The 15,866-nt window shown below is 69.1% G+C and carries 15 protein-coding genes; 14 read left to right on the top strand and 1 reads right to left on the bottom strand.

All coding sequences use genetic code 11. The features are described 5' to 3' along the window. Positions 1–86 precede the first annotated feature (86 nt). From dop to ABZ552_RS16145, 13 genes are all read left to right on the top strand, one after another. Positions 87–1,586 (top strand): depupylase/deamidase Dop, encoded by a 1,500-nt coding sequence (gene dop / locus ABZ552_RS16205; RefSeq protein ID WP_281879468.1) that lies wholly within the window; start codon positions 87–89, stop codon positions 1,584–1,586. A gap of 220 nt (positions 1,587–1,806) precedes the next feature. After that, positions 1,807–2,001: a ubiquitin-like protein Pup gene (locus tag ABZ552_RS16200; protein ID WP_014986166.1), complete on the top strand. Its 195-nt coding sequence runs from the start codon at positions 1,807–1,809 to the stop codon at positions 1,999–2,001. After that, complete coding sequence (gene prcB / locus ABZ552_RS16195; protein ID WP_281879470.1) at positions 1,998–2,852, top strand: proteasome subunit beta; 855 nt, start codon at positions 1,998–2,000, stop codon at positions 2,850–2,852. The genes ABZ552_RS16200 and prcB overlap by 4 nt, the downstream gene beginning before the upstream one ends. A 2-nt stretch (positions 2,853–2,854) precedes the next feature. Continuing rightward, positions 2,855–3,649, top strand: coding sequence for a proteasome subunit alpha (gene prcA / locus ABZ552_RS16190; RefSeq protein ID WP_281879471.1), 795 nt, complete (start codon positions 2,855–2,857; stop codon positions 3,647–3,649). 218 nt (positions 3,650–3,867) lie between these two features. Further along, entirely contained in the window at positions 3,868–5,226 is a 1,359-nt protein-coding gene (gene pafA, locus ABZ552_RS16185; RefSeq protein WP_174186519.1) for a Pup--protein ligase, read from the top strand. Beyond that, positions 5,223–5,519, top strand: coding sequence for an MTH1187 family thiamine-binding protein (locus tag ABZ552_RS16180; RefSeq protein WP_281879473.1), 297 nt, complete (start codon positions 5,223–5,225; stop codon positions 5,517–5,519). Before pafA ends, ABZ552_RS16180 begins: the two co-directional genes overlap by 4 nt. A gap of 81 nt (positions 5,520–5,600) precedes the next feature. Then, positions 5,601–6,596 (top strand): YafY family protein, encoded by a 996-nt coding sequence (locus ABZ552_RS16175; protein WP_281879475.1) that lies wholly within the window; start codon positions 5,601–5,603, stop codon positions 6,594–6,596. Next, positions 6,593–7,570 carry a YafY family protein gene (locus ABZ552_RS16170; RefSeq protein WP_281879476.1) on the top strand — a complete coding sequence of 326 codons (978 nt, stop codon included), beginning with the start codon at positions 6,593–6,595 and terminating at the stop codon, positions 7,568–7,570. The genes ABZ552_RS16175 and ABZ552_RS16170 overlap by 4 nt, the downstream gene beginning before the upstream one ends. Positions 7,571–7,592: 22 nt before the next feature. Further along, positions 7,593–8,642, top strand: a complete 1,050-nt coding sequence (locus ABZ552_RS16165; protein WP_281879477.1) for a 2-dehydropantoate 2-reductase — start codon at positions 7,593–7,595, stop codon at positions 8,640–8,642. A 64-nt stretch (positions 8,643–8,706) separates the two neighbouring features. After that, positions 8,707–8,970 (top strand): Sec-independent protein translocase subunit TatA, encoded by a 264-nt coding sequence (gene tatA / locus ABZ552_RS16160; RefSeq protein WP_159844162.1) that lies wholly within the window; start codon positions 8,707–8,709, stop codon positions 8,968–8,970. Between the two features lie 98 nt (positions 8,971–9,068). Beyond that, positions 9,069–10,022, top strand: a complete 954-nt coding sequence (tatC, locus tag ABZ552_RS16155) for a twin-arginine translocase subunit TatC (RefSeq protein ID WP_281879479.1) — start codon at positions 9,069–9,071, stop codon at positions 10,020–10,022. A gap of 3 nt (positions 10,023–10,025) precedes the next feature. Next, positions 10,026–12,728, top strand: a complete 2,703-nt coding sequence (locus ABZ552_RS16150) for an RNA helicase (RefSeq protein WP_281879480.1) — start codon at positions 10,026–10,028, stop codon at positions 12,726–12,728. Between the two features lie 163 nt (positions 12,729–12,891). Beyond that, a complete protein-coding gene (locus tag ABZ552_RS16145) occupies positions 12,892–13,599 on the top strand; it encodes a DUF4333 domain-containing protein (RefSeq protein ID WP_357437965.1) in 708 nt (235 codons plus the stop codon). Between the two features lie 80 nt (positions 13,600–13,679). Here ABZ552_RS16145 and ABZ552_RS16140 read toward each other — a convergent pair whose 3' ends face one another. Continuing rightward, positions 13,680–14,645: a 5'-3' exonuclease gene (locus tag ABZ552_RS16140; protein ID WP_281918084.1), complete on the bottom strand. Its 966-nt coding sequence runs from the start codon at positions 14,643–14,645 to the stop codon at positions 13,680–13,682. A gap of 84 nt (positions 14,646–14,729) precedes the next feature. On the opposite strand from ABZ552_RS16140, the gene ABZ552_RS16135 reads away from it, so the two are divergent. Next, positions 14,730–15,857 (top strand): Xaa-Pro peptidase family protein, encoded by a 1,128-nt coding sequence (locus ABZ552_RS16135; RefSeq protein ID WP_281879484.1) that lies wholly within the window; start codon positions 14,730–14,732, stop codon positions 15,855–15,857. The last annotated feature ends 9 nt before the right edge of the window (positions 15,858–15,866 follow it).

The following is a 15,866-nucleotide window of genomic DNA, read 5'->3' as shown; positions in this document are numbered from 1 at the left end:
TCCTCCGGAAGTACCACCTGCGGTATGACATTGGACTCCGCCGGTCGCGACCGGTTCGGCCGGGTGCGTGACCTAGGCTCGATGCCATGCAGCGCATCATCGGAATAGAGGTCGAATACGGCATCTCGACCCCGACCGAGCCGTCGGCCAACCCGATCCTCACCTCGACCCAGGCGGTCCTGGCCTACGCCGCGGCCGAGGGCGTGCCGCGCGCGAAGCGCACCCGCTGGGACTACGAGGTCGAGTCGCCGCTGCGCGACGCGCGCGGATTCGACCTGAGCCGGATGAACGGGCCCGCACCGGTGATCGACGCCGACGAGGTCGGGGCGGCCAACATGATCCTCACCAACGGCGCCCGGCTCTACGTCGACCACGCCCACCCGGAATATTCCGCGCCGGAGGTCACCGACCCGCTGGACGCGGTGATCTGGGACAAGGCGGGCGAGCGGGTGATGGAGGCCGCCGCCCGGCACGCCTCCAGCGTGCCGGGGGCCCCGCGGCTGCAGCTGTACAAGAACAACGTCGACGGCAAGGGCGCTTCGTACGGCACCCACGAGAACTACCTGATGAGCCGGGACACACCGTTCAACCAGATCATCGTCGGGCTCACGCCGTTCTTCGTATCCCGGCAGGTGGTCTGCGGCTCCGGCCGGGTCGGCATCGGTCAGTCCGGCGACCACGCGGGCTTCCAGCTGTCCCAGCGTTCGGACTACATCGAGGTCGAGGTCGGCCTGGAGACCACACTCAAGCGGGGCATCATCAACACCCGCGACGAACCGCACGCCGACGCCGACAAGTACCGCAGACTGCACGTCATCATCGGTGACGCCAATCTGGCCGAGATGTCGACCTACCTCAAGGTCGGCACCACCGCCCTGGTCCTCGATCTCATCGAGGCGGGCGAGGACCTGTCGGACCTGCAACTGGCGCGCCCGGTCACCGCGGTGCACACGATCAGCCACGACCCCACGCTGCGGGCGACCGTCGCGCTCGCCGACGGCCGCGAGCTGACCGGCCTCGCCTTGCAGCGGGTCTACCTGGACCGGGTGGTCAAATTCGTCGACCGCACCGGAAACGACGACAAGCGAGTCCAGGACATCATCGAGAACTGGGCGATGGTGCTGGACCTGCTCGAACGCGATCCGATGGAGTGCGCGAACCTGCTCGACTGGCCGGCCAAGCTGCGCCTGCTCGAGGGCATGCGCAGCAGGGAGGGACTCGGCTGGGCGGCTCCCAAGCTGCACCTGATGGACCTGCAGTACTCCGACGTACGGCTGGACAAGGGCCTCTACAACCGCCTGGTCGCCCGTGGCTCGATGAAGCGCCTGATCAGCGAGCAGCAGGTCCTCGACGCCATGACCAACCCGCCTACCGACACCCGCGCCTACTTCCGCGGCGAATGCCTGCGCCGCTTCGGCGCCGACATCGCGGCGGCCAGCTGGGACTCGGTGATCTTCGACCTGGGCGGCGACTCCCTCGTCCGCATCCCCACCCTGGAACCCCGCCGCGGCACGAAAGCCCACGTCGGCAAACTCCTCGACGGCGTGACCACCGCCGCCGACCTGGTGGAGCAGCTGACGACGTAGCCTCCGGCACGCGCCGGGTCGGCTGACGGCTCGGCCGCTCGGACGCGAGCCATGAGAGGGCCGCGAACACGCCGCGCCCGCGCGGCCGAGGACCCAGCAAAATAAGCACACTGTCGGTGCTGGTAGGTAGTGTTGAGGAACGAGCACGGACAATGCTCATGATCGGGATCGTGCTCACGATGGATCCCGGTCATGGTGAGGACAGAGGAGGTCGGCTGCCATGGCACAAGAGCAGACCAAGCGCGCCGGGGGTGGCGACGAGGACGAGGGCCCGGACGGTGTGGATGCCGCCGGTCAGGAGCGCCGCGAGAAGCTGGCGGAGGAAACCGACGACCTGCTCGACGAGATCGATGATGTGCTCGAGGAGAACGCCGAGGACTTCGTCCGCGCGTACGTGCAGAAAGGTGGCCAGTGACAGTCGGTGACCCCTCGCGTCTCCACCTGGGGTACGCCCTCTCTTCCTTCTCCGACTATCTCCGTATGCATGCTCCGGATTTGTTGCCTGTCAACAGGTTCGGACAGAGTGCCGCCGGAATCTCCGGCGGCACTTCCGCGAAGGAGATCGCTCCGCACGGCACCACCATCGTCGCGGTGAGTTACCGCGGTGGTGTGCTGATCGCGGGCGACCGGCGTGCCACGCAGGGGAACCTGCTGGCCAGCCGGGATATCGAGAAGGTCTACATCACGGACAGCTATTCCGCGGCCGGCATCGCCGGCACCGCGGGCATGGCGGTGGAGATGGTGCGGATCTTCGCGGTGGAGCTGGAGCACTACGAGAAGCTCGAGGGCGTGCCGCTGACCTTCGACGGCAAGGCCAACAAGCTGTCGAAGATGGTGCGGGAGAATCTGCCCGCGGCCCTGCAGGGTCTGGCGGTGGTGCCGATGCTGGTCGGTTACGACCTGAACGCCACCGATCCGGACAAGGCGGGCCGCATCGTGTCGTTCGATGTGGTGGGTGGACGCAGCGAGGAGCGATTCGGGTACGCCGCGGTCGGTTCCGGCTCGGTGTTCGCCAAGTCCGCGCTGAAGAAGTTGTACGCCAAGGGAATCGATCAGGAGCGCGCGCTGCGCATCGCTGTCGAGTCGCTGTTCGACGCGGCCGACGACGACACCGCGACGGGCGGCCCGGATCTGGTGCGTGGCATCTTCCCGACGGCGATCGTGATCGATGAGGAGGGTGCGGTCGAGGTGACCGAGTCGCGGCTCGAGGAGATCGCGCGCGGCATCGTCGCCGACCGTGCGGCCGCCGAAGAAGGGAGCGCCTGATCATGACGTTGCCGTACTACGCGTCGGCCGAGCAGATCATGCGCGACAAGACCGAGCTCGCGCGCAAGGGCATCGGTCGGGGGCGCAGCGTCGTGGTGCTGACGTACGAGAAGGGTGTGCTGTTCGTCGCGGAGAACCCGTCCACGACGCTGCACAAGGTGAGTGAGCTGTACGACCGGATCGGGTTCGCCGCGGTCGGCAAGTACAACGAGTTCGAGAATCTGCGCAGGGGCGGCATCCTGCAGGCCGACATTCGCGGGTATCAGTACGACCGCCGCGACGTCACCGGCCGTGCATTGGCCAATGCCTACGCGCAGGCCCTCGGCACGATCTTCACCGATCAGCTGAAGCCGTACGAGGTGGAGATCTGTGTGGCGGAGGTGGGCTATCCGGAACAGGCGCCGCAGTCGGTGCTGTACCGGATCACCTTCGACGGGTCGATCGTGGACGAGCGGGAGTTCGTGGTGATGGGCGGCACGACCGAGCCGATCGTCACCGCGTTGAAGTCGTCCTATCAGCCGGGTCTGGATCTGGCCTCCGCGGTGGGTGTGGCGGTGCGCGCGCTGCAGGCGGGCGTGCCGGAAGGGACGGAGAAAGAGAAGCGGGTGCTGGGCGTGAGCTCGCTCGAGGTCGCGACCTTGGAGCAGGCGCGTCCGCGCCGGGCGTTCCGGCGGGTGACCAATGCCGTGCTGGAGCGCCTGCTCAACCCGGCGCAGCCGGACGGCGCGTCCGCTGCGCAGGAGAGTGGCGCCGAGGCCGAGGAGCCCTCGGCGAAGGACACCCCGCCTTCGGAGTGATCCGCCCGGGCCACGAGCTCGGCGGCCCGCGAACGACGCCTCGTTCGCGGGCCGCGTCGGCATGCCCGCGACCGGTCTCGCTGTGTGCATCCTCCGGCGAAAGCGGGGCATCAGCCGGGCAAATTCCGACAAAGCGGGCCAAATTGTTGTGAAGACGTATGCATGCGGGTTGTTCGGTGCACCACGCAAGTCCCTGACATGGCTGTAATGTCGATGGTGTGCAGCGACGAATTATGGGGATCGAGACCGAGTTCGGTGTGACATGCACCTTCCACGGTCACCGTCGACTGTCCCCCGACGAGGTGGCCCGGTATCTGTTCCGCCGGGTGGTGTCCTGGGGCCGTAGCTCGAACGTGTTCCTCCGCAACGGTGCTCGGCTCTACCTCGATGTCGGGTCCCATCCGGAGTACGCGACCGCGGAGTGCGACAACCTGGCGCAATTGGTGACCCACGACCGTGCGGGCGAGCGGGTCCTCGAAGAGTTGCTGATCGACGCCGAGCAGCGTCTGGCCGAAGAAGGCATCGGCGGCGACATCTATCTGTTCAAGAACAACACCGACTCGGCGGGCAACTCCTACGGCTGCCACGAGAACTTCCTGGTGGTTCGCGCAGGCGAGTTCTCCCGGATCTCGGACGTGCTGCTGCCGTTCCTGGTCACCCGCCAGCTGATCTGCGGCGCGGGCAAGGTGCTGCAGACGCCGAAGGCCGCCACGTTCTGCTTGTCGCAGCGTGCCGAGCACATCTGGGAGGGCGTCTCCTCGGCGACCACCCGATCGCGGCCGATCATCAACACCCGCGACGAGCCGCACGCCGACGCGGAGAAGTACCGCCGCCTGCACGTCATCGTCGGCGACTCGAACATGTCCGAGACCACCACCATGCTGAAGGTCGGCACGGCCGCCTTGGTGCTGGAGATGATCGAGGCGGGCGTCTCGTTCCGCGACTTCGCGCTGGACAACCCGATCCGCGCGATCCGCGAAGTGAGCCACGACCTGACCGGCCGCCGTCCGGTGCGCCTGGCCGGCGGACGGCAGGCCAGCGCCCTGGACATCCAGCGCGAGTACTACGCCCGCGCCGTGGAGCATCTGCGCAACCGGGACCGCGATCCCCAGATCGACCAGGTGGTCGACCTGTGGGGCCGCACCCTGGACGCGGTCGAGGCACAGGACTTCGCGAAGGTCGACACCGAGATCGATTGGGTGATCAAGCGCAAGCTGTTCCAGCGCTACCAGGACCGGTACGGCATGGAGCTGTCCGATCCCAAGATCGCCCAGCTGGATCTGGCCTACCACGACATCAAGCGCGGACGCGGCGTCTTCGACCTGCTGCAGCGCAAGGGCCTGGCCAAGCGCGTCACCGAGGACGAGGCCGTGGACGCCGCGGTCGACACCCCGCCGCAGACCACCAGGGCCAAGTTGCGTGGTGACTTCATCACCGCCGCCCAGGAGGCCGGTCGCGACTTCACCGTCGACTGGGTGCATCTGAAGCTGAACGACCAGGCGCAGCGCACCGTGCTGTGCAAGGACCCGTTCCGCTCGGTCGACGAGCGCGTCGATCGCCTGATCGCGTCGATGTGATCGTCGCGTTCTCCGTCACACCGCTCGGGACCGGCGCCGATGTCGGGCGCGCGGTCGCCGAAGCGGTCCGCGTGGTGCGCGCCAGCGGATTGCCCAACCGCACCGACGCCATGTTCACCACTGTCGAGGGCGAGTGGGACGAGGTGATGGCCGTGGTGAAACAGGCGACCGACGCCATCCTCGCGGTAGCGCCGCGGTGCAGCCTGGTGCTGAAGGCCGACATTCGCCCCGGCGTGACGGACGCGATGACCGCCAAGGTGGAGAAGGTCGAGCGCTACCTGGCCGAAGGCTGACCGGCGAAGCGGTCCGAACACGCCGCGACGAAGTCGCGGCCGGGACAACACAGCCTGGCCGCGCAGATTACCCTCTATCGGGTGGCGATATCCAAGGTCGAGCGGCTGATGAATCTGGTCATCGCGCTGCTGTCGACCCGGCAGTTCCTGACCGCGGAGCGGATCCGGGAGAGTGTGGCCGGATACGAGGACTCCGCCAGCGACGAAGCGTTCAGCCGGATGTTCGAGCGGGACAAGAACGAGCTGCGCGATCTGGGCATTCCGCTGGAAGTGGGTCCGGTGAGCCGGTACTCGACGCTCGAGGGTTACCGGATCAACCGCGACGCCTACGAGCTACCCGAGATCGACCTGACCGATGAGGAGGCCGCCGCCGTCGCGGTCGCCGTGCAGATGTGGGAATCGCCCGAGTTGGCCGCCGCCGCGGAGGGCGCGCTGCTCAAACTGCGCGCGGCCGGTATCCACGTGGAGACCGACGCCGCGGTGGCGTCGGTGCCCGCCGTTCCGGCTCGCGCTCGCGGCTCCGAACCGGTGCTCGGCAAACTCCTCGCCGCGATCGATGCCGGCCGGGCGGTTCGGTTCGAGCACCGCGGCGCGATCAACGCGCCGTATCTGATGCGCGACGTCGAGCCGTGGGGCGTCGTCACCCATCACGGCCGCTGGTACCTGGTCGGGCACGACCGGGACCGGGACGCCGTGCGCAGTTTCCGGCTCTCCCGCATCGGCGACGATGTGACCGCGTACGGCCCGCGCAACGCCGTGCGCAAGCCGGAGGGCGTCGATCTGCGCGCCATCGTCGACCAGGTCACCAGCAGCGGGCCGGTCAGCGGCTCGGCGACGGTGTGGGTGGCCGAGGGGCGGGGGCGGGAGATCCGCAGGCTCGGCCAGGTGACCGGAGAGCGCGTCGTGGGCGGCCGGGCGGGCGCCGTGGTCGAGCTTCCGGTGCGCTCCCGCGATTGGCTGGCCCGGCTGATCACCGGTTTGGGGCCGGACGCCGTGGTGCTCGCCCCGGAGTCCCTGCGTGCCGACGTGATCACGCGGCTGCGTTCGGTGTTCGACCGCACGGAGGTGCGGGCATGAGCTCGCGGCTCTCGGTCCGGCTCTCCCGGCTGTTGAACATGATCCCGTACTTCATCGCCCACCCCGGGATCAGCGCCGCGGAGGCCGCCGCCGACCTCGGCGTGACCACCAAGCAACTGATGAGCGACCTCAATCAGCTGTGGATGTGCGGGCTGCCCGGGTACGGCCCGGGTGACCTGATCGACCTGTCGTTCTCCGAAGAGAGCATCGAGGTCACCTTCTCCGCGGGCATCGATCGGCCGTTGCGGTTGACCTCCACCGAGGCGACCGCGCTGCTGGTCGCGCTGCGCTCGATCGTCGACATGCCCGGCATGGTGGATCCGACCGCGGCCCACGCGGCCATCGCGAAGATCGAATCGGCCATCGCGGGTGGCGTGGAGCCGGCCGCGGACGGGCGATCCCGCACAGCGCCGCCGGAGGCGCCGGCGGTGGCCGCCGTGCGCTCGGCGCTGGCGCTCGGCCGGGTGCTTCGGCTGGTGTATTACTCCGCCAGCCGCGACGTGGTGTCCGAACGCATCGTGGACCCGATCCGCATCGTCCTGGTGGACGACAACAGCTATCTGCAAGCCTGGTGCAGGCAGGCCGAGGGGGTGCGGCTGTTCCGCTTCGACCGGATCGAGGCCGCGACCGAACTGGACGAGGCCGCTCGGCCGCCCAAGCACGCCACCGAGGCGACGGCCGGCCTGGACCTGTTCCAGGACGATCCGGCGGTCCCATTGGCTCGCCTGCGGATTCACGGTGATTACGCTTGGGTGCTCGATCAGTACCCCATGCACCGGCTGGCGGTGCACTCCGACGGCAGCTTGGAGGCGACCATGCGGTTCGCCACGCTGGACTGGATGGCCCGGCTGCTGCTCGGTTTCGGGGCGGGCGTCACCGTCCTCGGTCCGCCGGAACTGGTGGCGGCAGTGCGTGAGCGGTCGAACGCCGCGCTGGCCGCCTATGAGGAAGCCGGATACCTGGAGGGCAGATGAGGAACGAAGAGGCCCTACCGGCATGAACGTTCGGGTGCTCGTGGTCGGCGCGGGCAGCATCGGCAACTTCGTCGGCGGCAAGCTCGGCGTGGCGGGCGCGGAGGTCACCCTGGTGGGCCGCAGGCGAGTGCTCGACGAGCTCGGCGCGTCCGGGCTCCGGCTCACCGATCTCGACGGCGGTGACGACGCGCTGGCGCCGGACCGATTCCACCGCGCCACCGAACCGGATGACGTCGGCTCGGCGGACTTGGTGCTGGTCACGGTGAAATCGGCGGCGACCGCGGCGGCGGTGCGCGAACTGACCGGCAAGATCAGGCCGGGCACCGTAGTGCTCAGCCTGCAGAACGGCATCGGCAACGATTCGGTGATCCGGGAGATCCTGCCGCACTGCGTGGTGCTGGCCGGCATGGTGATGTTCAACGTCGTGCACCATCCCGGTGGCCGGTTCCACCGCGGCACCGAGGGCGGTCTCGCGGTGCAGGACGATCCGGCGCTGGCGCCGTTGCTGGACGTGTTCGAGCGGGCGGGGCTGGGCCTGCGCCGTTATCCCGACCTGCGTCCCGTGCAGTGGGCGAAGCTGCTGCTCAACCTCAACAACCCGATCAACGCGCTGTCGGGCCGCCCGCTGCGGGAGGAACTCGCGGATCGGGACTACCGCCGCTGTCTCGCGCTGACCCAGCGCGAAGCCCTCGCTGTGATGAACAAGGCGCGAATTCGCCCCGCCCGGTTGACACCGCTGCCGCCCCGGGTGATGGCCACGCTGCTGACCGTCCCCGACGCCGTGTTCCGGCGGGTGGCCGGGCAGGTGCTGGCCATCGACCCGATGGCGCGCTCGTCCATGGCGGACGACCTCGAGCTCGGCCGCACCACCGAAATCCCCTGGCTGTGCGGGGAAATCGTGGGGTTGGGCGCGATGGTCGGGGCACCGACGCCGGTGAATCAGCGGCTGATCGAGTTGGTCGTCGCCGCCGAACAGGGCGGTCGCCGCGGGTGGACCGGCCCAGAGCTGCTCGGCCAGTTGCGGGGCGCCGCGGTGAGCGCCACGCCCCAACGCCGGGCGAACGAGCAGTGACGGCGGCGTTCGCGCACGTCACGGTCCGGTAGCATCGAGACATCACAGTCTTGGGAGGTAGATCATGGGCAGTCTGAGCATCTGGCACTGGCTGATCATTGCGGTGGTCTTCGTGATGTTCTTCGGCGCGAAGCGGATGCCCGACGCGGCCCGCAGCTTGGGCCGGTCGTTGCGCATCTTCAAGAGCGAGGTCAGTCAGATGCAGAACGAGAGCAACGCGCCCGGCAACGGCGCGTCGGCTCAGCAGCCCGCACCGCAGTTGCCCGCCGCGCAGCAGTCGACGCCGTCGCAGGCCACGGAGTCCCGTACCGAGCAGAAGTCGGTCTGAGCGGATCCGCTCGCGCCGGAGTGAGCAGGGGCTCACTCCGGACTCAGTGCTGTTGCCGAGCTGAGCCAGGCACGTGAACCCAGGGGCGATCACCAACCATGCGAATCCCGTTCGATCCGCGCCGCAGTAAGCGCAGGACCAATCCCGACGGCACGATGTCGTTGGTCGAGCATCTGCAGGAACTGCGTTACCGGTTGCTGGTGTCGATCGCGGCGGTGATCGCGACGACGATTCTGGGCTTTCTGTGGTACGCGCACGGGTTCCTCGGGATCGATAGCCTCGGTGAGATCCTGCGCGGACCGTACTGCTCGCTGCCGGCGTCGGCGCGTGCGTCGTTGAGCCCGGACGGGGAGTGCCGTCTGCTGGCCACCGCGCCGTTCGAGCAGTTCACCTTGCGGTTGAAGGTCGGCATGACCGCGGGCGTGGTGCTCGCGGCGCCGATCTGGCTGTACCAGATGTGGGCGTTCATCACGCCGGGCTTGTACGCGAAGGAACGCAAGTACGCGATCGGGTTCGTGTCCTCGGGCACGGTGCTGTTCGCCGCGGGGGCGGTGCTGGCCTATGTGGTGATCGCGCACGCGTTGAGTTTCTTGCTCACCATCGGCGACAACGTGCAGATCACGGCGTTGAGCGGGTCGCAGTATTTCGGGTTCATCATCCAGTTGCTGATCATCTTCGGCGTCAGTTTCGAGACGCCGTTGCTGATCATCGGGTTGAACCTGGTCGGCGTGCTGACCTATCAGCGCCTCAAGGCGTGGCGGCGCGGGATCACCTTCGGACTGTTCGTGTTCGCCGCGATCGTGACGCCGCAGGATCCCTTCTCGATGCTGGCGCTGGCCTTGGCGTTGACGGTGTTGTTCGAGGTGGCGATCCAATTCTCCCGGGTCAACGACCTGCGCCGGGCGCGTAAGGAGCGCGAGGGCTGGGGTGCGCTGTCCGACGAGGAAGCTTCCGAACTGGGCGAGCCGGAGCCGATCGATCCGGCCGAGTCGATCACCACGCCCGCGGAGAAATCCGCACGACCGGTGTCGGACTACTCCGATACGCTCTGACGAGTGACAGATGACCGGTCGCAGACGGGCGAGTTGGACGCGTTTTCCGCCGAACTGAAGTTCCGGCTGGATCCGTTTCAGCGCGATGCCTGTGCGGCGCTCGAAGAAGGCCACAGCGTCCTGGTCTGCGCACCCACGGGCGCGGGCAAGACGGTCGTTGGCGAGTTCGCCGTCCACCTGGCGCTGGTTGCCGGTGGCAAGTGTTTCTACACCACGCCCATCAAGGCGCTGTCGAACCAGAAGTTCGCCGACCTCACCGAACGCCACGGCCGCGACAACGTCGGCCTGCTGACCGGCGATCAATCGATCAATCCGGACGCGCCGGTGGTCGTGATGACCACCGAGGTGCTGCGCAACATGCTCTACGCCTCCTCGGACGCGCTGCGCGGGCTGTCCTACGTCGTGATGGACGAGGTGCACTACCTCGCCGACCGGTTCCGCGGCGCCGTCTGGGAGGAGGTCATCCTGCATCTGCCTCCGGACGTGCGCCTGGTCAGCCTGTCGGCCACGGTGAGCAACGCCGAGGAGTTCGGCGCGTGGATGGAGACCGTACGCGGCGACACCGCCGTCGTGGTCGACGAGACCAGGCCCGTGCCGCTGTGGCAGCACGTCATGGTGGGTCGGCGGATGTTCGACCTGTTCGACACGAAATCCACCGAGCAGAAGGTGCTCGTCGACGAGGACCTGGTGCGGTTCATCCGCCACCGCGAGGCCGCCGACCGGATGAACAGCTGGGGCGCCCCGCGCAACGGCCGCGGCGGCCCGCGCCGGGATTTCCGTCCGCTGCCGCGGCCGGAGGTGCTGGCCAAACTGGATGAAGAGGGCCTGCTGCCCGCGATCACGTTCATCTTCAGCCGGGCCGGATGCGACGGCGCGCTCGCGCAGTGCCTGCGGTCGCGGCTGGACCTGAGCCGTCCGGAGGAGCGCGACGAGATCGACGCGATCATCCGGAAACACACCGGCGACCTGCCCAAGGCCGATCTGGAGGTGCTCGGCTACTGGGAGTGGTGCGAGGCGCTGCACCGCGGCCTCGCCGCGCACCACGCCGGGATGCTGCCCGCGTTCCGGCACACCGTCGAGGAGTTGTTCGTCAACGGGCTGGTGCGTGCCGTCTTCGCCACCGAGACGCTGGCCCTCGGGATCAACATGCCGGCCCGTACCGTCGTGCTGGAGCGGCTGGTGAAGTTCAACGGCGAGTCGCACGCGGAACTCACACCCGGGGAATACACCCAGCTGACCGGGCGTGCCGGGCGGCGCGGCATCGACGTCGAAGGCCACGCGGTGGTGCTGTGGCAGCCCGAAGTGGACACCAGCGCGGTCGCCGGTCTGGCCTCTACGCGCACCTATCCGCTGCGCAGCTCGTTCCGGCCGGGCTACAACATGTCGATCAATCTCATCGATCGGATGGGCGCCGACGAATCGCGGGCCCTGCTGGAGCGATCCTTCGCCCAGTTCCAGGCGGACCGGTCGGTGGTCGGGCTGGTGCGCGGCATCGAGCGCAACGAGGGGGCGCTGCGCAAGCTGCGCGATCAGCTCGGCGGCGCGGAAGGCGGTTTCCTGGAATACCTCGCGCTGCGCGACCGGATCAAGCAGCGGGAGCGGCAGCTGGCCCAGCAGAATCGCGCCGATCGGCGCGGCGCCGCGGTGGACGCGCTCGGCGCCCTGCGCCGCGGCGACGTGGTGGCCATTCCCTCCGGCCGCCGCGCCGGGCTCGCGGTGATCCTGGAGCCGGACGCGACGCCGGGCGATCCCAGGCCGCTGGTGCTCACCGAGGACAAGTGGGCTGGACGGGTGTCGGTCGCCGATTTCCCGGTGCCCGCCGAAGCGCTCGGGCACATGCGGCTGCCGCGCCGGGTCGATCATCGGACCGCACGCACCCGCCGGGATCTGGCTTCCGCGCTGCGCAGCACGGGGATCTCGGTGCCGGGCAGGCCACGGCGCGGCAGGCAGTCCGCAGCGGCCGACGACCGGGAGCTGGCGACGTTGCGGCGCAGTATGCGCGCGCATCCGGCGCACGCCCGGCCCGATCGCGAGCAGCTGGCGCGGGTGGGTGAACGCTACAACCGGCTGCTGCGCGAGACGGAGTCGATGCGCCAGAAGGTTGCCGCTACCACCAATTCGCTCGCGCGCACCTTCGATCGGATCCTCGGCCTGCTGGAGGAACGCGGTTTCGTGCACGAGAGCGAGGTGACCGCGGACGGACGCCGGCTGGCTCGCATCTACGCCGAGAGCGATTTGCTGGTCGCCGAATGCCTCCGGAAGGGGCTGTGGCGCGGCCTCGGTCCGGCCGAGCTGGCGGGCGTGGTGTCGATCCTGGTCTACGAATCCCGCCAGGAGGGCGGGTATCTCGGCGCGAGCGGGCCGACGGCGCCGATCCGCCGTGCGGTGGGCGCGACCATCGGCGTCTGGTCGGAGCTGCGCACCGACGAGGCGCGGCACAAGCTGCCGCCGACCAGGGAACCCGATCTGGGTTTCGTCGACGGCGTCTACAAGTGGGCGCGCGGCGACGGGTTGGCCGAGTCGTTGCTCGCCAGCGGTGACGCGGGCGCACCGCTGTCGGCGGGCGACTTCGTGCGCTGGTGCAGGCAGGTGATCGATCTGCTCGACCAGATCCACGGCACCGCCGACGATCCCGAGGTCGCCGCCACCGCGGCCAAAGCGGTGCGGGCGATCCGGCGGGGTGTCGTGGCGGTGGACGCCGCCTGAGCGGTGTGCGCGCGGGGCGCGCGGCGGCGGCAATATCAACACGGCGGATTCGATTGTGATTTGATTTCTTTCGCGTACCGACCGTGGCGGAGTAGTCGTGTCATGCGACGAGGCCCACGCGGGGGGCTACCGTGTGTACAACGATGCGAGTGGAGGCAAGCAGATGAGCGGCCCGTACGGACCGAACGACCCCGGGGAGGGACGCAACGATCCCACCCAGCAGTGGGGTGGACAGCAGGCGCCGGGCGGAGCCGGTCCCACGCAGCAGTGGAGCGGTCAGCCGCAGACCCCGGCCTCGGCCCAGCCGACCCAGCACTGGGGTGAGCAGCAACCGCAGCCGCAGTGGGGGCAACCCCAGCAGCAGCAGTGGGGCCAGCAACCGCAGCAGCCTCAGCAGCCTCAGCAGCCGCAATGGGGCCAGCAGGCCGCGCAGGGGCAGCCGCAGTGGGGTCAGCCGCAGCCGCAGGACTGGGGCCAGCAGGGGCAGCAGCCGCAGTGGGGTCAGCCCCAGCAGCCGCAGCCGCAGTGGGGCGCTCCCGGCCAGCCGCCGCAGCAGGGTGGCAAGGGCAAAGGCCTGATCATCGGTCTCTCGCTGCTCGGCGTCGCGGTGGTCGGCGCGATCGTCGCGCTCGTGCTCGTGCTGACCGCCAAGGACCAACTGGACCAGGCCGCGGTGCAGGACGGCGTGAAGAAAGTGCTGTCCGATTCCTACGGCATCCAGGACATCAGCGACGTCTCCTGCCCGTCCGGCCAGGAAGTCAAGGTCGACGCCACCTTCGAATGCAGTGTGAAGGTGAGCGGCGAGGCCAAGAAGGTGACCATCAAGATCACCAAGGACGACGGCACCTACGAGGTCGGTCGCCCGAGCTAGCGTGTCGTGCGGCGATGTCGTCGCCACTGTCCGGGTGACGGCCCCATCGAGGTACGCGATGGGGCCGTCGGCTTCCGAGGTCAGGCGGTGCGGGCGCCGAGTGCCGTGATCAGGCGCGTGACCGGGCTCTCCGCGTTGTAAGCCGAGGCGAGGGCGCGCAGGCGATCCGGATCGGCCGGTTCGGTGGGGAGGACATCGCTGCGGGACAGGGCCACCTCGGCGTCGCAGACCACTCGCACGACCGGTGCGGCGGCCTTCAGGTAGTCCCCGGCGGCGCGCAGCCGGGCGCGCACGCCTTGGGCCAAGTCGGCGTCGGGATCCTCGACGGCCGCGACCAGGGCCTCCAAGGAGCCGAAACGGGAGATCAGGGTGGCGGCGGACTTCTCACCGATGCCCGCCACGCCGGGCAGGCCGTCGGAGGCGTCGCCGCGCAGCGTCGCCATATCGGCATAGGCCGGGCCCGCGTTCTCCAGCGGCACCCCGTACTTCGCCGACACCTCCGCCGGACCGAATAATTCCGCTTTGGCCAGGCCCCGCCCGGCGTAGAACACTCGCACGGGGGGTGCGGGCTCGTCGCGCACCAGCTGCAACAGATCGCGATCGCCGCTGACCACGACGACCTCGTCGGCGCGTTCCCGGGTCGCCAAGGTGCCCAGCACGTCGTCGGCCTCGAGGCCCTCCGCGCCGCCGGTCGCGATCCCCGCTGCCTCGAGCACCTCCAAGATCATCTCCACCTGCGGAGTGAGCGTGTCGGGCACGCTTTCCGCGCCGGGGGCGGCCTCCGGCGAGCTGTCCAACCGGTGTGCCTTGTACGACGGCACCAGATCGACCCGATAGGCGGGCCGCCAGTCCAAGTCCAGGCACACCACCAGCCTGCCCGGCGCGAACTTGGTGATCAGCGACGCCACCATGTCGGTGAACCCACGCAGCGCGTTCACCGACCGGCCGTCGGGCGCGGTGATCTTGTCGGGGATGGCGTGGAAGGCGCGGAACCACAGACTGGCTCCGTCCAACAGCAGCAGGGGCCCACCGGAAGCAGAGGTCACGGGCTGAGGCTACTCGTTCGCACCGACACCGCCTCGGCGAAGTTCGCCGTTCATCCCGCACCTGGGACGGGTAACGTCGGACGAATGAGCTCGCATACGGATTCGAGGTTCGCGGCGGACGTCTACGGTGCACGGCTGGAACGGGCGGTGGAGCTGATGCGGGCTGCCCACCTCGACGCTCTGCTCATCACGCCCGGGCCGGATCTGCGCTATCTGATCGGATCGGCGGCCGAGTCGTTCGAGCGGCTGACCTGCCTGGTGATTCCCGCGGACGGCGCGACGCCGTCGGTCGTGATCCCGAAACTGGAGCTGGCGTCGCTGGAGGCCTCCGCGGCGGGTGAATTGGGCCTGCAGGTGCTGGACTGGGTCGACGGCACCAGCCCCTACGCCTTGGTGAAGTCCGCGCTGCACGTCGGCTCCCGGGTCGCGGTGGCCGACGTGATGCCCGCGCTGCATCTGCTGCCGCTGGCCGAGTCCTTCACCGGCCTGCCGGTGTCGGCCACCCCCGTCCTGCGCGAACTGCGCATGATCAAGGACCCGGCCGAAGTGGACGCGCTGCGCCGGGCAGGCGCGGCGATCGACCGGGTGCACGCGCGGATGGGCGAGTTCTTGCAGGTGGGACGCACCGAGGCGGAGGTGGGCCGCGATATCGAGGCCGCCATCGTGGCCGAGGGCCACACCGAGGCGGCGTTCGTCATCGTGGGCAGCGGCCCGCACGGGGCGGACCCGCATCACGGCGTGTCCGAGCGCCGGATCGAGGCCGGGGACGTGGTGGTCGTCGACATCGGCGGCCCGGTGGAGCCGGGCTATTACTCCGACTCCACCCGGACCTATGTCCTGGGCGAGCCCGATCCGGAGGTGGCCGCCCGGTACGCCGAACTGGAGAGCGCCCAGGCGGCGGCGGTCGCGGCCGTGCGCCCGGGCGTCACCGCGGCCGCGGTCGACGCCGCGGCGCGAAACCCCTTGACCGAAGCGGGTTTCGGGCCCGCTTTCGTGCACCGCACCGGCCACGGCATCGGCCTGTCGGTGCACGAGGAGCCCTACATCGTCGCGGGCAACGACCTCGTCCTGCAGCCCGGCATGGCCTTCAGCGTGGAGCCCGGGATCTACTTCCGCGGTGAGTGGGGCGCGCGGATCGAGGACATCGTGGTCGTCACCGACGACGGCGGCGAATCCCTGAACAAGCGGCCGCACGGTCTCACGGTGCTGTGATCGACGGCT

It is taken from the genome of Nocardia sp. NPDC019219 (genome assembly GCF_040632645.1).
In the GTDB taxonomy this organism is placed as follows: Bacteria; Actinomycetota; Actinomycetes; order Mycobacteriales; family Mycobacteriaceae; genus Nocardia; species Nocardia sputorum.
This window is presented reverse-complemented; position numbering and strand designations above follow the sequence as displayed.